Source organism: Massilia endophytica, from assembly GCF_021165955.1.
GTDB lineage: Bacteria > Pseudomonadota > Gammaproteobacteria > Burkholderiales > Burkholderiaceae_D > Rugamonas > Rugamonas endophytica.
Window position 1 is genome coordinate 3,111,931 of the sequence record NZ_CP088952.1, and the last position, 20,165, is coordinate 3,132,095.

Annotated in this window: 36 protein-coding genes and 1 tRNA gene; 12 read left to right on the forward strand and 25 right to left on the reverse strand. The window is 58.9% G+C overall.

Annotated features, from left to right (window positions below):
* The first annotated feature begins 76 nt into the window (after positions 1-76).
* The gene (locus tag LSQ66_RS14080) at positions 77-361 is read left to right on the forward strand and encodes a hypothetical protein (protein WP_231765831.1); all 285 of its coding nucleotides are present in this window, start codon (positions 77-79) and stop codon (positions 359-361) included.
* A gap of 3 nt (positions 362-364) precedes the next feature.
* Here the strand turns inward: LSQ66_RS14080 and LSQ66_RS14085 are convergent, their stop codons facing one another.
* Both LSQ66_RS14085 and LSQ66_RS14090 read right to left on the reverse strand, forming a co-directional pair.
* A complete protein-coding gene (locus LSQ66_RS14085; protein ID WP_231765832.1) occupies positions 365-847 on the reverse strand; it encodes a DUF6644 family protein in 483 nt (160 codons plus the stop codon).
* Positions 844-1,185 (reverse strand): DUF6152 family protein, encoded by a 342-nt coding sequence (locus LSQ66_RS14090; protein WP_231765833.1) that lies wholly within the window; start codon positions 1,183-1,185, stop codon positions 844-846. Before LSQ66_RS14090 ends, LSQ66_RS14085 begins: the two co-directional genes overlap by 4 nt.
* 87 nt (positions 1,186-1,272) lie before the next feature.
* Here LSQ66_RS14090 and LSQ66_RS14095 point away from each other — a divergent pair, with 87 nt between their 5' ends.
* Positions 1,273-1,623 carry a hypothetical protein gene (locus LSQ66_RS14095; RefSeq protein WP_231765834.1) on the forward strand — a complete coding sequence of 117 codons (351 nt, stop codon included), beginning with the start codon at positions 1,273-1,275 and terminating at the stop codon, positions 1,621-1,623.
* A gap of 3 nt (positions 1,624-1,626) precedes the next feature.
* Here the strand turns inward: LSQ66_RS14095 and LSQ66_RS14100 are convergent, their stop codons facing one another.
* The 19 genes from LSQ66_RS14100 to LSQ66_RS14190 all read right to left on the reverse strand — a co-directional run bounded on the left by LSQ66_RS14100 (position 1,627) and on the right by LSQ66_RS14190 (position 10,862).
* A complete protein-coding gene (locus tag LSQ66_RS14100; protein WP_231765835.1) occupies positions 1,627-1,800 on the reverse strand; it encodes a hypothetical protein in 174 nt (57 codons plus the stop codon).
* A gap of 143 nt (positions 1,801-1,943) precedes the next feature.
* Positions 1,944-2,082, reverse strand: a tRNA-Pro gene (locus LSQ66_RS14105).
* A 25-nt stretch (positions 2,083-2,107) separates the two neighbouring features.
* Entirely contained in the window at positions 2,108-3,226 is a 1,119-nt protein-coding gene (locus LSQ66_RS14110; RefSeq protein WP_231765836.1) for a tyrosine-type recombinase/integrase, read from the reverse strand.
* On the reverse strand, positions 3,223-3,429 hold the full coding sequence (locus LSQ66_RS14115) for a DUF4224 domain-containing protein (protein ID WP_231765837.1): 207 nt from the start codon (positions 3,427-3,429) through the stop codon (positions 3,223-3,225). Before LSQ66_RS14115 ends, LSQ66_RS14110 begins: the two co-directional genes overlap by 4 nt.
* 3 nt (positions 3,430-3,432) lie before the next feature.
* A complete protein-coding gene (locus LSQ66_RS14120; protein WP_231765838.1) occupies positions 3,433-4,077 on the reverse strand; it encodes an ASCH domain-containing protein in 645 nt (214 codons plus the stop codon).
* Positions 4,074-5,054, reverse strand: a complete 981-nt coding sequence (locus LSQ66_RS14125; protein WP_231765839.1) for a hypothetical protein — start codon at positions 5,052-5,054, stop codon at positions 4,074-4,076. The genes LSQ66_RS14120 and LSQ66_RS14125 overlap by 4 nt, the downstream gene beginning before the upstream one ends.
* A gap of 24 nt (positions 5,055-5,078) precedes the next feature.
* A complete protein-coding gene (locus LSQ66_RS14130) occupies positions 5,079-5,399 on the reverse strand; it encodes a hypothetical protein (protein ID WP_231765840.1) in 321 nt (106 codons plus the stop codon).
* Between the two features lie 47 nt (positions 5,400-5,446).
* Positions 5,447-5,830: a hypothetical protein gene (locus tag LSQ66_RS14135; protein ID WP_231765841.1), complete on the reverse strand. Its 384-nt coding sequence runs from the start codon at positions 5,828-5,830 to the stop codon at positions 5,447-5,449.
* Positions 5,827-6,201 (reverse strand): hypothetical protein, encoded by a 375-nt coding sequence (locus LSQ66_RS14140; protein WP_231765842.1) that lies wholly within the window; start codon positions 6,199-6,201, stop codon positions 5,827-5,829. Before LSQ66_RS14140 ends, LSQ66_RS14135 begins: the two co-directional genes overlap by 4 nt.
* A gap of 163 nt (positions 6,202-6,364) precedes the next feature.
* Positions 6,365-6,700, reverse strand: coding sequence for a hypothetical protein (locus tag LSQ66_RS14145; protein WP_231765843.1), 336 nt, complete (start codon positions 6,698-6,700; stop codon positions 6,365-6,367).
* Positions 6,693-7,178 carry a hypothetical protein gene (locus LSQ66_RS14150; protein ID WP_231765844.1) on the reverse strand — a complete coding sequence of 162 codons (486 nt, stop codon included), beginning with the start codon at positions 7,176-7,178 and terminating at the stop codon, positions 6,693-6,695. The genes LSQ66_RS14145 and LSQ66_RS14150 overlap by 8 nt, the downstream gene beginning before the upstream one ends.
* Before the next feature lie 221 nt (positions 7,179-7,399).
* A complete protein-coding gene (locus LSQ66_RS14155; RefSeq protein ID WP_231765845.1) occupies positions 7,400-8,059 on the reverse strand; it encodes a lambda exonuclease family protein in 660 nt (219 codons plus the stop codon).
* Positions 8,056-9,018 (reverse strand): recombinase RecT, encoded by a 963-nt coding sequence (locus LSQ66_RS14160; RefSeq protein ID WP_231765846.1) that lies wholly within the window; start codon positions 9,016-9,018, stop codon positions 8,056-8,058. The genes LSQ66_RS14155 and LSQ66_RS14160 overlap by 4 nt, the downstream gene beginning before the upstream one ends.
* A 118-nt stretch (positions 9,019-9,136) precedes the next feature.
* Positions 9,137-9,352: a hypothetical protein gene (locus LSQ66_RS14165; RefSeq protein ID WP_231765847.1), complete on the reverse strand. Its 216-nt coding sequence runs from the start codon at positions 9,350-9,352 to the stop codon at positions 9,137-9,139.
* Positions 9,345-9,524 (reverse strand): hypothetical protein, encoded by a 180-nt coding sequence (locus tag LSQ66_RS14170; RefSeq protein ID WP_231765848.1) that lies wholly within the window; start codon positions 9,522-9,524, stop codon positions 9,345-9,347. The genes LSQ66_RS14165 and LSQ66_RS14170 overlap by 8 nt, the downstream gene beginning before the upstream one ends.
* Positions 9,525-9,534: 10 nt before the next feature.
* Complete coding sequence (locus LSQ66_RS14175; RefSeq protein ID WP_231765849.1) at positions 9,535-10,119, reverse strand: hypothetical protein; 585 nt, start codon at positions 10,117-10,119, stop codon at positions 9,535-9,537.
* A gap of 52 nt (positions 10,120-10,171) precedes the next feature.
* Positions 10,172-10,426 carry a hypothetical protein gene (locus LSQ66_RS14180; RefSeq protein ID WP_231765850.1) on the reverse strand — a complete coding sequence of 85 codons (255 nt, stop codon included), beginning with the start codon at positions 10,424-10,426 and terminating at the stop codon, positions 10,172-10,174.
* A gap of 34 nt (positions 10,427-10,460) precedes the next feature.
* Positions 10,461-10,637, reverse strand: coding sequence for a hypothetical protein (locus tag LSQ66_RS14185; RefSeq protein ID WP_231765851.1), 177 nt, complete (start codon positions 10,635-10,637; stop codon positions 10,461-10,463).
* A gap of 36 nt (positions 10,638-10,673) precedes the next feature.
* Positions 10,674-10,862 carry a hypothetical protein gene (locus LSQ66_RS14190; protein ID WP_231765852.1) on the reverse strand — a complete coding sequence of 63 codons (189 nt, stop codon included), beginning with the start codon at positions 10,860-10,862 and terminating at the stop codon, positions 10,674-10,676.
* Positions 10,863-11,006: 144 nt separating this feature from the next.
* Here LSQ66_RS14190 and LSQ66_RS14195 point away from each other — a divergent pair, with 144 nt between their 5' ends.
* A complete protein-coding gene (locus LSQ66_RS14195; protein ID WP_231765853.1) occupies positions 11,007-11,198 on the forward strand; it encodes a ubiquitin family protein in 192 nt (63 codons plus the stop codon).
* Between the two features lie 72 nt (positions 11,199-11,270).
* On the opposite strand, the gene LSQ66_RS14200 is transcribed toward LSQ66_RS14195, so the two are convergent.
* The 4 genes from LSQ66_RS14200 to LSQ66_RS14215 all read right to left on the reverse strand — a co-directional run bounded on the left by LSQ66_RS14200 (position 11,271) and on the right by LSQ66_RS14215 (position 15,007).
* On the reverse strand, positions 11,271-12,011 hold the full coding sequence (locus LSQ66_RS14200; protein WP_231765854.1) for a DUF3800 domain-containing protein: 741 nt from the start codon (positions 12,009-12,011) through the stop codon (positions 11,271-11,273).
* 192 nt (positions 12,012-12,203) lie between these two features.
* Positions 12,204-12,869, reverse strand: coding sequence for an SOS response-associated peptidase (locus LSQ66_RS14205; protein ID WP_231765855.1), 666 nt, complete (start codon positions 12,867-12,869; stop codon positions 12,204-12,206).
* Positions 12,870-13,770: 901 nt separating this feature from the next.
* Positions 13,771-14,235, reverse strand: a complete 465-nt coding sequence (locus LSQ66_RS14210; RefSeq protein ID WP_231765856.1) for a hypothetical protein — start codon at positions 14,233-14,235, stop codon at positions 13,771-13,773.
* 409 nt (positions 14,236-14,644) lie between these two features.
* Positions 14,645-15,007 (reverse strand): hypothetical protein, encoded by a 363-nt coding sequence (locus LSQ66_RS14215; RefSeq protein ID WP_231765857.1) that lies wholly within the window; start codon positions 15,005-15,007, stop codon positions 14,645-14,647.
* Positions 15,008-15,077: 70 nt separating this feature from the next.
* Between LSQ66_RS14215 and LSQ66_RS24725 the strand changes: the two genes are divergently transcribed.
* From LSQ66_RS24725 to LSQ66_RS14260, 9 genes are all read left to right on the forward strand, one after another.
* Positions 15,078-15,314, forward strand: coding sequence for a transcriptional regulator (locus LSQ66_RS24725; RefSeq protein ID WP_269449076.1), 237 nt, complete (start codon positions 15,078-15,080; stop codon positions 15,312-15,314).
* A 4-nt stretch (positions 15,315-15,318) separates the two neighbouring features.
* A complete protein-coding gene (locus LSQ66_RS14225) occupies positions 15,319-15,621 on the forward strand; it encodes a hypothetical protein (RefSeq protein ID WP_231765858.1) in 303 nt (100 codons plus the stop codon).
* A gap of 15 nt (positions 15,622-15,636) precedes the next feature.
* On the forward strand, positions 15,637-16,104 hold the full coding sequence (locus tag LSQ66_RS14230) for a FaeA/PapI family transcriptional regulator (protein ID WP_231765859.1): 468 nt from the start codon (positions 15,637-15,639) through the stop codon (positions 16,102-16,104).
* A 166-nt stretch (positions 16,105-16,270) separates the two neighbouring features.
* On the forward strand, positions 16,271-16,447 hold the full coding sequence (locus tag LSQ66_RS14235) for a hypothetical protein (protein ID WP_231765860.1): 177 nt from the start codon (positions 16,271-16,273) through the stop codon (positions 16,445-16,447).
* A 3-nt stretch (positions 16,448-16,450) separates the two neighbouring features.
* On the forward strand, positions 16,451-17,257 hold the full coding sequence (locus tag LSQ66_RS14240) for a hypothetical protein (RefSeq protein WP_231765861.1): 807 nt from the start codon (positions 16,451-16,453) through the stop codon (positions 17,255-17,257).
* Complete coding sequence (locus LSQ66_RS14245) at positions 17,254-18,603, forward strand: replicative DNA helicase (protein ID WP_231765862.1); 1,350 nt, start codon at positions 17,254-17,256, stop codon at positions 18,601-18,603. Before LSQ66_RS14240 ends, LSQ66_RS14245 begins: the two co-directional genes overlap by 4 nt.
* The gene (locus LSQ66_RS14250; protein WP_269449077.1) at positions 18,600-19,211 is read left to right on the forward strand and encodes a recombination protein NinG; all 612 of its coding nucleotides are present in this window, start codon (positions 18,600-18,602) and stop codon (positions 19,209-19,211) included. Before LSQ66_RS14245 ends, LSQ66_RS14250 begins: the two co-directional genes overlap by 4 nt.
* Positions 19,208-19,432: a hypothetical protein gene (locus tag LSQ66_RS14255; protein WP_231765864.1), complete on the forward strand. Its 225-nt coding sequence runs from the start codon at positions 19,208-19,210 to the stop codon at positions 19,430-19,432. The genes LSQ66_RS14250 and LSQ66_RS14255 overlap by 4 nt, the downstream gene beginning before the upstream one ends.
* 185 nt (positions 19,433-19,617) lie before the next feature.
* A complete protein-coding gene (locus LSQ66_RS14260; protein WP_231765865.1) occupies positions 19,618-20,004 on the forward strand; it encodes a hypothetical protein in 387 nt (128 codons plus the stop codon).
* The last annotated feature ends 161 nt before the right edge of the window (positions 20,005-20,165 follow it).

The window sequence follows — 20,165 nt, forward strand, 5'->3', positions numbered from 1 at the left end:
TTACTTTTTTGAACGGGCTTGTTAGAATAGAATACGTCTTGCCGTAATGCCAGCTTGATTATTAAAGAGGAAACAAATGCAACAGTTTGAAATCGCCCACATCCGCGAACAGGGCGTGGATCTGATCATCATACCGCTCGATACGGAATTCGGCGACAAGGATCCAGGCGATCAGCAGACCATTCTTATCACGCTCCAGGAAGCGGCGAAGTTCGCGGGCCTGGCGGGCACCGTCGTGCCCGTATGGCGCGTGGGGAACAGCCACAACTTCATCGCGCCCAAGAACTGGCACCCCTTCTTCGCCAGCCTGCCTTACTCGCGCGTGGTGGCCAGCCTCAACAAAGTACTCACCATCAACTGACGCTCAGGTATACGCCAGCAGCCGTCCGCAGCAGATCACCCCGATCCACAAGCACAGGGAAAGAAACCCATGCAGGCGCGCCAAAGGCGGCGCGCTGCGCCGGGTATCCCATTCCTCCGCCGAGCGGTAAACACCGACATGGAACAGTGCGGCATTCACCCCCGCCGCCGCAATCAAGCCCATCTTCAGCCAGAAGGTACGGTTTCCCAGGAAGTCCTGCGGCTGCGCGCTCAGCATCAGCAGCCCCGCAGGCACAATCAGCAGCAGGCTGGCGAGCGACCAGGGCAGCAGGTGCGCCGCAAGCGCCCGCACGGACAACGCCTTCGCGCAGCCCAGCAGGCGCAGGTCGAACATGGCAATCGAACCCACCAGCACCGCGAAGCCGACGATGTGCACGATCTCCACCGAGGGATACAGCCATACGCTGCCCCGCATGGCTTCGGAGAGCGGCGTCGCCTCCAGCCAGGCCGCGAGCGAGGAAATCAACGCAGCTCCGTGGTCTTGTCCTGGATGGTGATGCGTTCGGCGCGCAGCTCATTGTTCACCGTGCGGTGCGGGTAGCCATAGACGATGGCCTGCGCGCCCGCCGCCATCACCTCCTTCTTCAGACCGCGGCTTTCCATGCGCGATGGCGGAGCCAGCACGACGGTCCAGTTCTTGTCCGCCGTTTTCAGGTGCAGCATGCCGTGCGGCTGCCCGTAAGTGCTGTCGATGATGGTGCCGCTTAGCTGGAGCGGCTTGCTGGAGTCGTATTCGCTCCAGCCGTGATGGGCAAAGGCCGAGGTGGCGGCGAGCGCCGCCGAAAAGAACAGAATCGCTTTCATACGCCCTCCGTGAGGTATTGGGGAAGATCGCAAAACCGGAGGCGATTGTAGCGCAGGCCCTTACAATGTGCGCAACAGGAGGAAATCATGGAATCATTTCAGCAGCGCGTGCAGCCATGGATGCTGGCCTGCTTCGGCGCGGAGATTGCAGCCGACAGCACCGAGCGCAATCACCGCTTTCTTGAAGAATCGCTGGAGCTCGCGCAGTCCTGCGGCTGCACGGCGCAGGAAGCGCACCAGCTGGTGGACTACGTGTTCGGCCGCGCGGCGGGCGAGAAGCGGCAGGAAGCGGGCGGCGTGATGGTCACCCTGGCCGCGCTGTGCCTGGCGCACGGCATCGACATGCACGCCTGCGGAGAAGAAGAGCTGGACATGATCTGGGAACGGATCGACGCAATCCGTGCCAAACACGCGGGCAAGCCGAAGATCCGTGCGTGAGCGCTACTGGAGCTCCATCTGGTCCACCAGCAGGCGTCCCAGTTCAATGCCGCCATCGCCCGCTCCCAGCGGCACGAAGTAGCTGAACACCACCTTGCCGTCCTTGTAGACGGAACCCATGCAGATCTGGTAGCCCTTGTAGTCGATCGATTTGTCGTCTGTGGCGATTTGCAGCATCGCAGCCTCCCTGTCACGTTTGGCTTGAGTGTAGCGTGGCGCGCGCGGCGCTTATGTGCGCGCACTCACCGACGCCAGCGGGCTGCCCGGCGTGCAAATGAAAAAGGCCAGCTCAAAGAGCTGGCCTAAGTCATTGAATCTAATGGTCGGGGCGAGAAGATTCGAACTTCCGACCCCCTGCACCCCATGCAGATGGTTTCTGGCTTGAAACCCGCATGAATGCTGGCTTTGCAGTAGAGCTGTATAAAATACAGTATCTCAACGACTGCCGTCCACGCCCCGAGAACATGCTATTTCCGGCGCGGTTTTATACAGGTTTCCAGGGTAGCGCCATCGCCAGTTCGGACACGTCCGGCACCAGTTCCTTGATGTAGATCTCGGTGGTCTCGGCACTGGTGTGAGCCAGGCGCTTCTGGATTTCTTCCCTCTGCTGGCCGCGCAGCGCCGCATCCGTCGCCGCCCTGGCGCGGATATCCTTGAACGTCACCTCCCCCTCCAGGCCTGCCCGGTCCTTGGCCCGGCGCAGCATCGAGGACAGCCCGGACTTCGTGTACGGCTTGCCGCTCTTCGACGGGAACAGCGTGTCGCCTGGGATGCCTCGCTCCGCCTTGATGCGCCTGGCGCGGTCGATCACCTCCTGAATGGCTGGTGTGATCAGGATGTCCACCGCCTTGCCGCTGCTCTTCGCCGTCTTGGTCGGCCGCATGCGGATATAGCGGTCCACGATCTGCTCTTCGCGCATGAGGCGGATATCGATGGCGCGCTGCCAGAGCAAGTAGGCCATGTCGATGATGCAGGCGAACATCGGTCCGCTGGCCGTTGGCGCCGTGCTCCCGGTATCCTTCCTGGCAATGCTCTCCATCCCGGCTGCCCGCAGTTTCGCCAGCTGCTCGTGCGTCGGAACGGCTGTGCGGCCCTCAGGCTTGTAGCGGCTCAGGTCCACCTGGTCGAGCGGGTTGTCCTGCCGCAGCCCCAACTCCGATATCCCGTACCGGAATACCTTACGGGCCAGCGCGGTGATCTTCCGCGCGCTGTTGGCCTTCCCCTTGTAGTTGTTCTTCAGGAACTCGGACCAGTCCCGCGTGCGCACGTCGCCGACCTGGAACTCCTCGAAGTCCGCGGCGATCTGGTCCAGGTATCGGCCGTAATCCTCGATGGTCGTCTTGCTGTAGCCGTTGAGGCGCTCCGCTTTGAACATGGCGCACAGGTGCGGCATCGAGCCTTCCTCGTTCACCTTGGCGCCCAGCAGCTCTCCCAGGGCGATCAGCATGCGGCTCTCGCCCTCTTCCACCGTGGCCAGGTGAATCCAGCGTTGCAGCCGCTTTGAGCGCGGGTCCATCATCGGCTCAGCCGCCAGGTAGCGGTACGCCCCGTTCTTCAGGTAGACCCTGCGCGGCAAACCCTTGTTGGTCTTCCGCTTCCTCATTTCTTCGAGGACTTCAGGCGAGGGCCGACGGGCGCTGCGGTGCCAGCGGCCGGCGCCTGCAGGTGCATGCGCATTACGCGCACCGTGTTGTCGCGCAAGCGCTTGGCAGGTATTCCCAGGGCAGCCAGAGTTTCCAGCTGCTCCTTCGGGCGCTTGTAGTGCGTCAGCGCTACGATTTCTTCTGGACTAAGATACTCGGTCATTGCTCACTCCTTCCCTGCGCTGGCGCGCTTGAACTCGACTACCCATACCCACGGGTTGGCGTCCCAGGCGCCAGCGCCGTTGATGGTCTCCCATAGGTTGCAGTAGGCATCCCGGTAGTCCGGCATCGGGAAAGAGCATGCGCACTTCGCTTCTGGCTCGCCGCAGTTCACGCAGTCGCCGTCCGTGATGCCTTCCGCACGTGCGTCATCCTGGCTGATGTCCTGCAGGCGCTCCACGCGCACCGACACGATCTCCAGCAGGATGCGGCTGTCGGCGCGGAACATATGGATCGCAGGCGTCCAGCGCTGGACGACGCAATGTGCGCCGTCATCTGTATCGGCGCGGTAGGTAAGACGCGGGCCGATGTCGGCGTAGGTTTCGCGCACCCACAGGCGGTCGCCAGGCTGGCCGTAGGGGCATGGAATCTGCCGCAAGGACTCATCGCCGTCGGTTTGCAGCACCCACCACTGGGCCGTTTCGGCACACTCAAATCCCCAGCACGTGGGGTCATTAATCTGGCCGTTGCCGCCGACGAAATCGAACGGGAAGCGAGAGCTGCGCTTCACAACGCGCCGCGTCTGCGTCTTGCTGCCGTCCAGGATGGCGCGGACCATCGGCGCGGAGAAGAGAATTGGGCGCTCTTTCATGCGTTCTCCCCTTTCTCAGCGCTGGCGCTAAGGGCGGCGGCCTGGGCATCCTTCAACCGATGCAACTCCAGTTCCAGCACCAGCTTTTCAGCCAGTTCCGGCAGGTCCTGATAGCCGTGACGATGCCGCGCCGCCTCCGGGCCTTTCAACGCCACGGCCACCCCCGCCAGCAACTTGCCCATGCGGTCGATGACATAGGCGTCCTCTTCGGCCTCGTCGCTCACCGCTTCCTTGCTGGCTACAGGGGCGACTGCATGCTTGCGCACCATCTCGATCATGCGCTTGGCCTCGCCCGCGTAGCGCTGCCAGACCTCGCCCCACGGCTCGGGCGGGTTGCCTTCCCAGATCAGTTGATGCGGGTCTGCGCCTTCTTCCTCGGCTAGCGCCATCGCCAGTACTTCCCAGCCTTCGCAGTTGTCGTCAGGGTGGGCTCCAGGCTGCGCGGCCAAGCGCTCGCGTTCGCCGTAAAGGAATGCCATGCGAGCAGCGTGCTGCTCATCCGTGTCTACTGGATATTCTTCGTCCGTATTGTCTACAGGCTGCGCGGCGAGAAGGGCGCGGACATCGCTGACAAGATAGAACTCTTCGTGCTTTTGCCAGTAAGTCTTGCTGATGCTGTCGCCGGTGTATTCGGGCAGCCCGCTCAAGTCCACCGCTCCTTTCTCTGCGGTGGTGGGGGTGGGCTGCATGGCATTCTCGGCATCAGAAATATGCACTTTTTGCATATTTTCGTTAACTGCTTTCTCGGCAAGGGCGATCAGTTCCGGAGCAGCGTTGCGGATCGCGGCTATGAAGTCGGCGTCCTCCTGCTTGCCGAACCTCTCTCCGGGCTCGGCATGTTCATGTGGGAAGCAGATTTCGGCAACGCTATCGTGCGATTCCATGTGAATCTCACCCATCCCAGGCGAGTGCCACGGCCCCTCAGTGGCTAAGGCTTCGAGTTCTTTCAGGTCTTTCAGGTCTTTGGCATTCATCATGTTCCTTTCAGGGAAGGCGGGAAATTAGGAGGCGACGCGGCGCGCCCAGACCCAATACGGAGTGTCTTCGCCCATGTGGATGCTCAGGGTATGCCAGCCTTCGCCAGCGGCGGGCAGCACCGGAGTCCAGTCCGAGATGTCAGCCTCGCCGTCATCGAAGTAACGGACGTATGCTGGGTGGTCGATGTCTTCCGACTCCAGCGCAGCGTAAGTGGTTTCAAGCCCTTGCGCCTCCAGCCATGCCTTGTAGGCTTCGTGGTCTTCATCGAAGTTAGGCACGCCTGGATTCGTCCAGCAGCCTTCTTTATCGCGTTGCACCGGCACATTCAGTTCGATCAGTTCCAATTCATTCTCCTTCAGGGTAATAGCCGCCACTTTGGGCGGGGTGGTGTTCAGGGGCGGTTGTCCGCGCCGCAGTTGGGACAGTCGTTTAGGTAGCGTTGGATGTCCCCGATAAACCGACCGCAGCCGGTGCAGTTATGGACCTCGGCGCGCGGTCTGCGCGGCTTCGTGAGAACGATTCCCGTGCCCGCAAGCGCCTCGTCGCACTTCACATACTGCATATCCACTGCCGGGCGCGTCTTGGCATCGATATAGCTCTTCGGCCAAGGGATATCGGTTTCCCGGATCTGGTGCCGAGCCACGGCGTCGGCCTTGCTATAGACCTGGGCCTTGCTGATATCGGTCGTATAGCCATTGCCGTCTTTCGCCCAGAACAGCATGTCGTTACCGACGTAGCTCCTGCTGTCTTGCAGGTAGAACAGGTCGTCGCTCACTTGCCCGCCTCCTTGCCCATAGCCTTGCGGGCGCCTTTGTACTGCGGCTGAGGCTTGTCAAGCGGGTCAGGCAGCGCGAACTCCAGGATGCAATTCCAGTTCGTGCGGTTGTTCAACACCACCGGCCCAGCATCGCCATCCACGGTTCCCTTCACTGGCGGCACGCCCAGGTTATCAACCAGCATGCATGGCACAGCGATAGTGCTCACCCCATTGTGGTAGTAGTCCTTATTGGCAAGCACATCGTCCTCGGCGTACCTGCCAGCCCAAGAAAGCGGCCATGCGTACCCGCAGTCATCAGGGCGCCAGAACGTGATGTATGGGCTGTCACGGCGTGTCCACTTCACGCTGACGATGTAGCAGGCGCTCATGCCCCTTCCCCGCCTTCCTGCTTAGGCGCTGGCCCTGCAACGATCTGGCGCATACAGCGGCACAACGGGCAATAGGTGGATACCTTGCGGCCAGCGGTGGTCACACGACGAAAGATGTGAAACTTGTGGCCCTTCGGGCATTTCGCCCTGTCCATGTAGGTCTTCATGCGGCACCGCCTTCCTGCTTGCCCATGGCTGCGATAGCGGCGTCGATGGCGGCATCGAGCTCTTCGCCAGATCGGTACTCCCACCGCCCCGGAGCAAATTCCTTGTCAATCACGTTGCCAATGGCTTGATCCGCATTACGCAGCCAGCGATAGCGCGCAGCATCTACGGCATCCTGAGATTGGCTGTTACCGGCAGCGGCCAGGAGCGCGCGCAGCTTCTTCGGAACGTCCGTCAGCGCCTCGCCTTCTTTCATGCCCAGCATGGATGCACACTCTTCCAGCGTTGCGGCCCATTGCAGGGCAGCCGCATCCTTCTCGTATTGGTCATCCATTCTCTTGCTCCTTCTGTTTAGAAGTGGGAGGGGATGGCAGGGGCTGCCAAGTCGAAGGAAAGTAAGCGCGCCCACCGTCCTGCAAGAAGTTACTGGCGCCGCCTTCGTGCTCCCACCACCGACCACGAACCACACTCCAGCCATCACTCAGGAGAATATGTGGGCCGTATTGATGCCCTCCATCGCGGAAAACGCAATCCTTCGAAGCCGTCTCAATCGGCATCCACCCCTGCACCGCTGGCTGTACTGGTGCTGGTGGAGCGGCGGCGAGCATGGCGGCGTAGCAAAGGCGTGCTGCGAATGCGGATTGCTGGCAGCCGGACATTTGCTCGTACGCGTCCCAGTGCTCGGGCTGGAATACTGGATCGGGCCGCGACTCAAATCCGCGTATGACCATGTCCTCGGTCGGCTCCACCGGCACCAGCTTCCAGCCTTCCGCCACCGCCCCTACAGCTTTAGCATCGTTATCCTTGTTCATTTCATCCCCTGTTCTGTTAGTGCGGCTCTAACCATGCCGCCATGGGCCTGTGCGCATTCAGGCTAGCGTGCCGTCCCTCCGGCATGTGACCTACGAGGTCGTTGGCCCTTCCCCAACTGGCACCCGTTACCGGGCACGTCGCGCAATCACCAACCGGAACACCAAGGAGAAAGCTGGCTCACGCTGCGGGTGTTTTGCCCCACTACCCGCTTGGGGCCCGGTCACGCTGCTTGTTTGCGAAAGATGCGCTCGTAGCGGCCTACGAGGTCGTTGAACTGCTCCAGGCGCGTGGCCATGTCGGCGATGAACGCTTCGTCGCGGTGGATGCGCTTCACGTACAGGTCACGCTTTACAGGTGCTAATTCGGGCACGTACATGATGAAATCGCACCACTCCCGCTCAGTGATCCACATGCCTCCCTGCATCTGGTGGATGTACTCGGATACGTCGCCGGTTTCCAGAACGTGCGCAATCTTCACGGTGTCGATTGGAGCCTTGACCTCGATCAGGCCATCGCGCTCTACCAACCCGTCCGAGCTGTAGGCGAATACGTTGCGGTCATCGATGCAAATGCCAGCCTCGGTTACGAACGCCTCTTGACCTGGGCGAGCCTCGTACAGTCGGCGTGCAACCGACTCCATTTCGTGCCCGCGCTCCAGAACCCAAGCCTTCACCGGTTCACCATGTGGGCGACCGCTGATCCGCTCCATGGCTACATCTGCGGCATAGCGCTCAGCGACGGCGGTTGGATCGCCCACATTGCGCTCAGTTGACTTGCGGGTGCAGACCGATACAGCGTCGGCAAAGCGGCTGGCAGTGATGAGGCCCGCACGCATTTGGAGCCAGTCGGGGCTACCCTGTGGAACCTCGATGAACTTCATTCCTGTACCCCCGCGAATGCGTCTTCGTATGCCTGGGTGTCGGTCGCTGGCACTTCGGTCGCCTGAACGTCCACCACATCGCCAGCGGACTTTTTCCGCAGCTCGGCGCGGTGGCGGGCAATCTCGGCCTTCAGCTTGGCGTGATCCTGGGGCTGCTTCGCAAGGCGTCCGTTGTTCGCCTTCCAGTACGCGAGCGCCTCGTCGTCGGTCTTGGTGCGCAACGCTTCCGCAATCAGCGGCGCAACGTCCAGCCAGTCATTCGGCTGATCGGGCGCTGCCAGCCCTTCCCCGTTCTCGTTATTGAGCTGGTTCATGGCGGTATCCATGCGCTCGGTCTTGGGCCACAGCTTGTAGGCGCGCTTGATGACCGTCTTCTTGATCATTTCGCCCTCGTCGGTCGCCCATGGGCCGCTGCTGTTGCGCTTCCACGATTCGGAGCGGTTGCGGATGGAGTAAATGTCCTCAATCGCCATCGTGGTAGTTAGGTAGTCGCCGTCCGCTGTCTTGGCCACCACGTATGCGCCGACGATATCCCCGCGATCCGTGCCGAACGGGTTGAATGCGTGCGTAGGCGGCTTGTCGAAGCCGTTGAGGGTGAAGGCGTCATTGGCCCGCACAACCTCCGCTTGGCCCCATTTGATCGATCCAGAAGCCACAGCCAGATCCAGCAAGCCGATATAGCTGATGTCGAGGCAGATTTTCCCGCCGCGAGGCACCAGATACGCCTGTTTGCGCGCGGGGTTCAGGCTGATGCCGATTGCCGCGATGTTCGTGACCGCTGCGAGCAGAGATTGCTTGCTGCCCATGGCGATCTTCATGGCGAAATCGTTGTTCTGCAGGATTTGGATAGCAAACCCCGATTCCCGCTCAAAGCTGATGGAACGATCCACCAGCACGCGGGAGAAGTCCTCGCGGGCCTCCTGGATTGCGCCAGTGACGATTGCAAGTGCGTTGCTCATGGTGTCCTCAGTAGCCGTGACGGTAGGTGTTCAGAGCACGCATGAAGGCTGCACGTGCGCCCATGCCAATGCGGCGGTAGAAACGGTAAAGGCGGAAAACGACTCGCATGCTCTGCTCCTAGTCTGTGTATTCGGGTTCTGTTGCTCGTACTGCTGCCTCGTGGATCGCTGCTAACCTGGGCTTGAACCCTTCCAGGCTGCCGAAGTTCTCGATCCACTCTTCACGCTCGGCCTCAACCAGTCGGTCGAACTCGGCTTGGTACGCATCCTCTTGCTGCTCGCGCAGCTCGTCGTACTTCTCGCCGCTCACGATCCGACCATGGAAGTTAGGCATGGCTTGTCTCTGGATGAAGAGGCGTTACGGTCACCTTCTTGGGCGCGTCTTCGAAGCCGTAGCGGCGAGCCTCACGCAATGCCATGCTCTCGGCCTTAAAGCGGTCGTCCGCTTCAACGTCCGTGCCGAAGCTCGGGCCCTTCTTAAAGTCGATGTTCACGATGTAGCGCATGGCTAGCTCCTTACGCCGCAGCCTTGAGCTGATCGGCTTCCCACTTCGCGCAAACCTCGCGCAGGCGCTTTTCTTGAGCGGCCCTGGCAGCGTCCCCGGCAGCGGCCCAGGCAGCGGCCCCGGCAGCGGCCCTGGCAGCGTCCCTGGCAGCGTCCCCGGCAGCGGCCCTGGCAGCGGCCCAGGCAGCGGCCCTGGCAGCGTCCCTGGCAGCGTCCCCGGCAGCGGCCCTGGCAGCGGCCCAGGCAGCGGCCCAGGCAGCGTCCCCGGCAGCGTCCCCGGCAGCGGCCAGTTCGTCGTCGGTGGCTTCGCCATTCGCGTGGCGCTCAGCGACAACCAGCGCCCGCTTGCTGCGCTCGTCTTCCATCAGATGCTCCACTTGCCGTGCACACCAAACTGCATACAGGCGAATCTCGCAGTCACAGCCTTTCACTGCGCGCAGGCACCAGAGCGCATCATCCAGCCCGTTGCTGTCGAGGATTTGAATGATGCTGACCAGCTCATCGTCGGCCTTGGTCTTATCCAGCGAGCGCAGCAGCTTCGCCCAGCCTTCCTCGCAAGGGCTGTGTTTGCGGATTTCGTTCAGGGTAGTTTTCAATCTCTGCTCCTTCAGGTTTTTATCTGCGCCCCATGCTGGCGGCGCGGGTGATTTAGTATTTCTCGGCACAGAACGGGCAGTATGTGAAAACCATGTTTTGCGTCTGCCTCTTTTCTTTCATGCCGCCCTTCTTCAAGGGGAAAGAAGCGGTAGAAGCGATGGTCATGCAACCTTTTTGCTCCAGCTTCTCGCCAAAAATCAGCGCGTAGCCTTGCAGCGAAACGCAGTGCCCATTGGCTTCTGGGCTTTGCTCCTTAAAGCGCTCCAACAGCTTTTCTTCCAGATCCTTTTTGCAGTTGCACGCCATATCGTTCTCCTTTGCTGGTGGTGCGGTGGGGTTGTTAGGCGGCAAGTACCACACGGATGCCCCCAATCAGTCCACGGGCGTCAAATTCGTTTTGCTTCTGCACTTCGGTTTGCGTGCGCAGTTGGCCTTCCCGGAGAGCGGTCGAAATGATCCGCTCTGCATCGGTCAAAGCCGCTTCCAACTTGGCGATACGTTTCTCGGTGGCATTCATGTTCTTCGCTCCTGTTATCTGCCGCGCCCAATGCGCTTAGAAAGTGTTCGCCGCGCGCTTGGCTGCGGCCCGTGCTGCGTGCGCCTCGTGAACCTGCTTACGAAGACGCAGATCCGGACGCTGCTCTTCAAAGTGCGCAATCAGCGATGCGCCGAAGTAGCCGCGCAACTGCCCTGCCTTGCGCTTCTCTGCTCGCTTTTGTTCCCGGGTCGATTTCGTGTTCATGGGTTCTCCTGGGGTTTCTTGGGTGTTTGTGGAGTGTTTGTGCCGATGAGTGAACTTTAGTTCTAACTAAATTCAATGTCAAGTGTTTTATAAACTCTAGGACGATATTTTTCTCCGTGCTAAGGTGTGACCAAGGAGGAGGCTATGAACGACCTATGGGAAGAGAGAAGGAAGAAGCTGGCTGCCGAGCTTGAGCGGGCGGCTTTGGAGGTGCTGGGGCAATCCGGCGCCGCGTCGGTCTGGATACCGATAGAAGGGACAAGCCCGCAGCTTTACGTGGCTGTGGGAGGGCTAGAGGATATTGCCAGGGCTGTGGAGCGGAACAGGCGGGAATGAAAAAGCCCGCTCGGGGCGGGCTGGTGGGGCAGGCAGTACTCGCTGTTCTGCGTAGCGGCCTCCGGAGAGGACTTAGGCCCGATGCTTCTGCAGAGGGGGTGCGGACAAAGCTGCCGTCGATTCGGCGAAAAACAACTCTTTCACTCTAACAAACGGCTTGAGTGTTTCCCAGTGGTTTGATTTTTTGAACTCATAGTGAGTCCCGACGACCCCAGCCAACATATCGACAAACTGAAGATTTAGGCAGGACTTACTGTCCCGGTTCAGTATCTCCACCGTAGTATCCGCTTCGATTTCGTAGAGTGCCATTTCGAGATAGCTGTGGAGACAATTGCCATTCTCTACTTTGATCGACCGCGGATCAGGGACCAGGGTAACGTGACGATAGCGCCGCATCTCGTCCAAAAGGAGTAGCTTCAACATATAGTTGTAAAGCTTGTTACTATCGGCCCGAAGGTTCGGGGCTACCCGCTGTTTGTTGACGACGATGGCTCTGTAAGCGACCTCTTTGTGTTTGGCGCAAAGGTCAACTGCAGACTTGGCGTAGGTTTCGCGGGATGCCTCGGGCATGTCCACCCACTTCTTTTCTCGGGTTTTATCCCATCGTCCGGCATGGTACAGGTGCTTAACCTTGCGAGCTGGCAAATGATCAAGAGCATCCGGTATAAGCATTGCAGCTATCGTCAGGTAACGACTGGATCCCCTCTTGCCGTAAGGCTGATCAAACGACCAGCCCAGGTCGCCACTCTCATCGACGTAAATCAGCACTAACAGCCCCAGAAAGAAAAATGGCCCCGCGTCAGACGGAGCCATTGGAATTAGGTGGCAGCCCCTAGGATCGACGCGTTTACAACGCGCTTACGACGCCTTTTCGGTATCGCGGTTGCCCTAGGATTTACCTGCTCGGTACCGATGATACCCATACGGGCATACTCAGTCAATATGATTCCGCAATGCAGCCTATCATTTAGCAATGCCGCAGCTCTATTGCTCCTGGCATGTCGGTCAAATCGGCAGCGCCAACTGCGAACCCTGATTCCGCACGTTGCCCACTGCCCTATCGACTTTGTGCCAGGCGAAGTACTCAGGGCCCAAGGCGCACTCTCGGGCCAACTGTTCGGCCAGCTCGGGCGGGGTAGCAGGATCTAGCCAGGTTGCGGCATCGGCTGCCGTGAAGACAATGGGCCTGCGGTCGTGGATATCGATCATGCCGCCATGGGCGTCAGCGGTAATAAGGGTGAAGCCATTTGCAGCTTGTATCTCCCCTTCCGGCCCGAAGCTGGCCAGGCCCGCCAGGTACAGCAAGTGCCCGTCTGCCCGGTGAATGTGCCATGGTTGCTTATTGGGCTTCTCGCCGGTCCACTCGTACCAGCCATTCGCGGGCATGATGACGCGGCCCCGCTTCAGGAGCCCGGACCAGTATTTGCCAGTGATCTTCTCAAGCTTGGCGTTGATGGCCATGGGGACTTTGCCGACCGCCCAGGCAGCCTGATATCCCCAATGCAGATCATCGAGTGCCAGCGCCCCTCCCTCCACGTGCAAGACTGCCCTGCGCATCGTCGGCGCCACGTTCCAGCAAGGCTCCGCCCGGCTCCGCCGATAGGCTTCATCTGCCCAGCTGAAGTCGCTGAGTAGGTCGTCAAGATCGCTTTGGTCAATGCGGCCGCACATGAGGAGAGGATATCAAGAATGTGGAAACGCTGGTAAACCGCTGGGTTACGTCGTAAACTTTGAGGACGGACAACTGCCAGGGAGGTCTGATGAAGGCGCGGACGCTACAGATCAGCAGCAGATCGAACGGAGTCTATAAGGTGCGGGAAACGGGGCCTGACGGCTATCTATTGACTACTAACTGTCACAGTTGGGCAGACGTGCAGGTATTGATCGACCGTATAAAGCCGCCATACACAGCGCAAGAAAAACGCGAAAAGTCACCTGTTGCGCGTCGCGCTTTCGATTCGCACATGGCTCTGATCACTGCAGCGCTGCAAGAAGGGATTGATGCAGGATCTCAAATGCCTGGATCTTCTGATCGGAAGATTGCCCAGCCAGGAGGCTCGCATGCTTGCGCTCAAGCGCGGTGGAAAGCTCTGCAATGGCTTGTGAATCTCCTTTGTGGAGAGCCAGGCAGAGGCGATTCCTGCCACAACCGTAACCATCCCACCTAAGAAAATCTCAATTCGAAGCATTAGGCAAGGCAAGCAACCATCGTAATTTCCCGATCTGGCCGGTTGCCCCCGCTAGCTGACCATCCAGCATTGACTTGTCGGAACAAGACCATGTAGAAGCGTCTTTGACCGAACAGCCATGCAAGGTTATAGGGTAACCCTCTGACCAAAACGTTACCGTCCCATTGTTGGAGTCTGCCCTGAACGTCGTCTTGGTGAGCACGTACGTCTTACAATTCTCAAGGCATATTTTCTGATGGACGACCACTTCGTCGCTGAAGGGGTTAGGGATGAGCCATGCTACCAAACCCAAAAATGCGAGGAAAAACACGAATTCGACAGTCCGGTTTAGCTCCATGATTAGTCGCTTAATCTCCATAAATTCCTCTCCGGTTTGTGTCGCGTCAATGCGCCGGAATGTCGTTCTCAAACAAATAAGCCTGGATTCGTTCTCTTTCGTCATCGATTGACACTTCCGCACCAGAGATTTTGAGCATTCCTCGGATGATCTCGTCAAGTGGCAGATCAAGGTTTCGCATACGCCAGCGAAATTCTTTGACCTCCTGTGGGGCACCATAGTCTTTCGCATGGGCGTACAGTATTGCCCCTATGGCCCAGAGGACATATCCCCAGCTGAGAATTACCGACACCAAAGCAACCGACTGGATGAGCGCAAACTTGCCAACAGTTCCCAAAATGCCACGCTTGGCGTCGGACGCGGTACGCTGCTTGGGCGTTTGTGTAAGCCAGCTATGGCGCATGCCGATCTTGCGTAGGTTTCGCTCTGCCTGTGAATTGATCTTAGTTAGAAGCAGGATCAAATTGCAGAGCCAAACTAAAAACGCTACGCCGAGGCCAGTTTCATACATCTCAGTACCCCCCACTTAACGCTTAAAACTTGTAACAAAAAGAAACATCCAAAATATAGGTTTCATGTAGCCCGGCCCGTGGCACCACGCGGTTGCCCAATGGAAATTGCGTTAAATGTTAAAAGCCTAATTGTTACGACCTGTAACAACCACAGGTGGAACTTTTTGAGCTACCTCACTACAGTGAAACGACACGCGAAGCTAAGAATCTGGCTGCCAGCAGAGCAAACCGCTCCGTGATCCCGCAGAGGAAAATTAACAATTCCACCGCAGCGAGGACGATATGCACCGGGCCACCGAACTTGTTCAACTCTTCTACGGCTGCGACCCCCACGCCCAGGACACCTTACTTCGGATCGCTCGTCGGTACGCTAGCGCGTGGCCAGCGTCTACGAAAAGCGAGCTCCGCTTAGTAACCAGTGGTCCTGGCTGCAATATGTCCTCTGACAGCCTCCACCGCTTCGTCAATCTCCCTACGCTCTCGCTGGTTGGCGAGTCGATAGACGGTGAGAAGTCGTAGCTCCTCCGCACTCTCCACACGTAGACCTATCGCATCAACTGGCGAAACGGGCTGCTCAACTGCCACCTCCGCATCGAGTCTGTCTAGAAAACCATCGCCCATCTTGTAGTCACGCTCTAGCCTTCGGGCAAGCCTTTCTCCGAAGGAAGCTCCGCTTTTCAGCTGGGAAAAAAAACTACGCTCTTTCACTGGCACGCCGTTTTTCTCGACCCACCGCCTTAAGTTCTCACGCCGTATTTCCATTATGTCCATTCTGAAAGTTTAGCTGCGGCTCAATTAGTAATCACTTGACTTCGTGTTTAGTGCACACTAAAGTATCGCTATGAATCTCAAAACCTACATTGCGAGCGAGCGCGGGCGAGCTTCCACCCTGGCTGCAGCGCTTGGTGTGTCCCCTTCTTACCTCTCCCAAATGGCGAGCGGCAAGACTCCCATCTCTCCCGAACGATGCGTGGCTATCTGGCATTTCACTTGCGGTGTTGTAACCCGTCAAGAGTTGCGTCCGGACGATTGGATGCGGATCTGGCCGGAACTCGACACCACAGACAGGGAGGGCTAACCCAATGACGCCAGTGTCATCCGCCGACGCTGAAAAGGCACGCAAGTACCACTCGCTGGCCTTGCAACGGATTTCGTCCGTTGGTCAGAACAACATGGCGGAGCGTCTGAAGACATCGGAATCGACGGTGTCTCGCTTCGTGGCAGCCGATCTGGAGCGCGCGTGCGCCTTCCTGAGTGTGCTGGGTTTGAAGGTCGTGCCGAGCGAAATGAAGTGCTACGACGCCAAGACCATCGACACGTTGATGCACCTGGCGCGCGAGCACCTGAACCGTCTTGAAACCCCGGAACAGCTTTCTTTCGACTGATTGCAGGAGGTCGCCATGCCAGAGCGTCATTACGTAAAGGGCCTGAACCAGATGAACTACGCGCTTGCGTATGCAGTGCGTAAGGATCGCCCGGTGAATGCTGCGGAAGTCGCGCGCCATATTGGCACGACCATTTCATCGGCTCTGTACTACCTGCATCAATTGACCACGGCCAAGAGACTCCAGCGCGAGCCCTGGAAGCGCGGCGTTGAGGGGATGACGTTCAGTGTGCTGGACGCTACACCGATCCCGCTGCCTGAGCCTGTGGTGAGAGCGAAGCCACCCAAGGTGCCACGTGTCCGCAAAGAGCGCCCCATCGAGCTGCCTGTTAAGCGTCCCTCTATGAAGGCCATTAAAGCACCCTCCATTGCCGCCGCCAAGAACGTCGCTCAGCGCCGCGTCATCCACAAACAGGCCGAGCAGATCGGCATGGTCCGGGATGCCCTCGTAGCCGCGTTATTTGGTGCCTGGAAGGCCGCGTAATGAATTCCCAAGGCCCCACCACCCTCCGCCCTGACGCACACCTTGCAGGGCCGAAAGAGATTGACGACGCCCAGCTCTTGCAGATGCTTGCACAACTCGACCCATACGGCAAAAAGGTTGCAAAAGCATTCCTGATTGCCCTCGTAACGCTTAACCGGAAATAGCCATGCGCCACGCCATCAAAGGTCTTTACGGCCGCAAACGCGCCACACGCCGCGCGCCAGCCACAGACATGTACCGCTACGAGGCCATGAAACTGGAATGGGCCACGTTGAACCCTGGTGCTACTGGCCAGCAGTACGAGGCCGCTATGCGCAAGATTGCTCAGTACTGCGGGGTGTGAGCAATGGCAAGGATTCGCACCATCAAGCCTGAGTTCCCCCAGTCGGAGAGCATGGGCAACGTTTCGCGCGATGCTCGGCTGACGTTTCTCCAACTCTGGACGATTGCCGACGATGAAGGGAGGCTTCGCGGAAATTCGCGAATGCTCGCGAGCCTTCTTTTTCCATACGATGACGACGCTCCAGCACTCATTGACGGATGGCTTGCAGAACTTGAGCGCGAAGGCTGCATCGTTCGCTATCAGGTCGGTTCGCAGAACTATCTGCAAATCGCTAACTGGTTGATTCATCAGAAGATTGATAAGCCCAGCAAGTCAAAAATCCCTGAATTCGTTCCTGCCCCGAGAGTCATCGCGAATGTTCGCGAATATTCGTCGGAGGATCAAGGATCAAGGATCAAGGATCAAGGAAAGGATCACATAAGTGCTCCGCCCGTCGCTGTCGCTCCTCCCGTTTCTGAAATCGAGAAACCAAAGCGAAAAGCAGCGATTGACCTCCCGACATTCCTGTCCACCTGCAAGGCGAACAACGAGAAGCCCATTCCTGACGGCTCTCCGGTGTTCGTGTACGCCGAGGAGGCGGGCATACCGGACGACTTTCTGCGGCTTCACTGGCTGGAGTTCAAGGAGCGCTACGGGAGCACTGACGGCAACGGGCGGCACAAGAAGTACGCCGACTGGCGCAAGGTGTTCAGCAACTCCGTTCGCGGCAACTGGTTCACGCTGTGGCGCGCCAGCAGCGAGGGCGGCTATGTCCTGACGACACAGGGCGTACAGGCGAAGAACAAGCACGCAGCTGGAGGCCACGCATGAGCGACATGTCGAACACAATTTCCATTGAAGCCGAGCAGTCCGTCCTAGGCGCGCTCCTGGCTGACCCGCTTGCCCTGGATCGCGTCACCTTCCTGCAGGCCGAGCACTTCTACCGCCCGGAGCATCGCGTGATCTTCGCCGAGATCCTGCGGCTGGTTGCGGCGAACCAGGCCATCGATCCCATGACCGTCGCCGACAAGGTCAGCGGTCGGGTTGAGGACGCCTTGGCGTACCTGGGGAAACTGAGAGCCGTGGAGCCAACCGGCGCCCGCGTGCGTGGCCACGCCGACATTGTGGTCGAGAAAGCAAAGTGCCGTGACCTCCTGGCCCTGACAACGCAGATCCAAGACGCTGTCGCGGGCCAGACGGACGTGCGCGAGATTGCCGACATGGTGGTGGGGCGTATCGAGGCGCTGGTCCGGTCTAGCGCGACGCAGGAGCCACAGCGGATGGCGACCATGATGTCGGCCTACTGTGACACCCTGGAGGGACGCCATACCGGGGCTATCAAGCCCGTTTCGACCGGCCTGACAGACTTGGACAAGATTCTCGGCGGCGGGCTGGATCGGGGAACCCTCAACATCGTCGCCGCTCGACCGGCCATGGGCAAGACTGCATTCGGTCTCGGTCTAGCACGCCATATCGCGATGGATGACGGAATCTCCACCTTCCTCTCCATGGAAATGGCTCGCGATCAGGTCATTGACCGGAACATTTCGGCAATGGCCCAGATCCCCCTGGCATGGCTTCGCTGCCCGGACTCCAACACTGACTACTGGAACCGCTTCACCGCGACCGCCCAGCGGGTGAACGATATGGGACTGTTCATTGACGACCAGACTGGCCTAAACATGATGGCGATCCGGGCAAAGGCGAGGAAGGTCAAGCGCTCGGCAGGCCGCCTCGACATGCTGGTGATCGACCAGCTGAGCTTCATCGTGGGATCGAAGCTGGAACGGCGGCACGAGCAGGTGAGCGAGTACACGCGCTCGCTACTCGCCCTGGGGAAGGAACTGGACTGCCCCATCGTGCTCCTGTGCCAACTGAGCAGGAAATGTGAAGAGCGCCCGAACAAGCGCCCGATGCTATCCGACCTAGCGGAATCGGGTGCCATCGAGCAGGACGCAGACACGATCATTTTCCTGTACCGGGACGAAGTCTACAACCCGGAATCGCCCGATCGGGGAACCGCTGAGGCGATCGTGGCGAAGAAGCGCCAAGGATCGACCGGCATGGCGCGACTAACTTACGTCGGCGCGCAGACACGCTTCGACAACCTGTCGCACAGCTGGAGGCCGGAACTCAGACCAGAGCAGTACAAGATCAAGAAGCGGGGGTTCGATTGAACGCCCCCCTTCCCCGCACCGCATTCAAACGGAAGGCAACACGCAAGTGCGTGATCTGTCGTACAGAGTTCGAATCTCGGGGGATGGGGCATAAGGCGTGTTCTCCAGGTTGTGCTGTGGAGGTAGCAGTACGGGCCAGGGTGAAGAAGGAGGCGCACGCGAAGAAGATGGAGCGCAGGGCGGATCGGGCGAAGCGAGAGAGCTTGAAGACGTATCCGCAGCTCGTCGCGGAGGTGCAAAAGGTCTTTAACGAAGCAATCCGGCTCCGGGACGCTGGCAAGCCGTGCATCTGCTGCGGCAGGACTGAGACAAAGGTTGACGGGCTGAACTCCCACGGATGGGACGCTGGCCACTACCGCTCTACCGGCTCCGCGCCTCACTTGCGCTTCAACGAGGACAACGTGCACGCCCAGCTTGTGTACTGCAACAGGAACAAAGCCGGGAACGCTGTCGATTACAGAATCGGCCTGATCGCACGAATCGGCTTGGAACGGGTCGAGGCACTGGAATCGGACAACACACCACGCAAGTGGACACACGAAGAACTCAGGGCCATGAAAGCGCACTACCAGGCCAAGGTTAGGGAATTGAGGAAGGAGAGAGCATGAGAATCCTGAACAAAATCAAATGCGCGCTCGGATTTCATCCCAGCTACATGGTGCTTCAGCAGTTCTCGCCAGGGACGCGACGCATCTACTGCCCGCACTGCATGAAGGACTACGCAATGAACGACTACGAGCGCATTTCGGTTCCATGGGACTGCAGTTTTCAGGAGTTCTATGAAGGCCTGGGCCACGTCATCAAGCCTTTGCCAGCGAGGAAGCCATGACCGCGCATCCAGTCCGAATGTACAAAGACCCTCTCGATGCATTAATCGAGGAAGAGGAAAGGACCTGTAAGGGCTGCATCCACAGGGACAGGATAGGAAACACAGATGTATGCAACAACCCTGAAGTAAAGAGCGTGCTGGCAAAGCGGCGCTGTGATGAATACGAGACTGTTTAGGGAGGGGGAATGAAACAAGACATGAGCCGCATCAAGGAGCTGCTAAACGAGTGGGCCGGGTTCTACATGGACTTTGTAGGAACCGGCTACCCGAAGCAGTCCGCATTTGCGACGGAGCGAGTTCAGACTAGCAACCGCTCGACCGAGACCCTTAGGTCAATCCCTGATGACGTACTCCGTCTGAATCGGGAGATTGAACTAATGGCCCCGGCATTCAAGCAGATCATCCATCTGGAGTACATGGACAAGCGACCGGCAAAGACTAAAGCCGCCGTCATCAAAATTCCGCGCCAGGTGTACCACCTTCGGTTGAACTGGTGCTACGAGCATTTGGACTATCGCATGTGGCATACAGCGGAGGAAAAATACCTCCTGCAACGAATGAAAGTGTCATGACAAAATACCCCGAGACAAAAGTGTCATGCAGGAATTACTATCTAATCTGTAATCTGTCTCAGTGTCACTAGACGGACTTTCCCTGTCTCCTCCACTACCCTAAGCGGTGGACTTCGCCCGGCTCCCGCTGGGCTTTTTTTTTGCTCACGGCACCGAAGCGA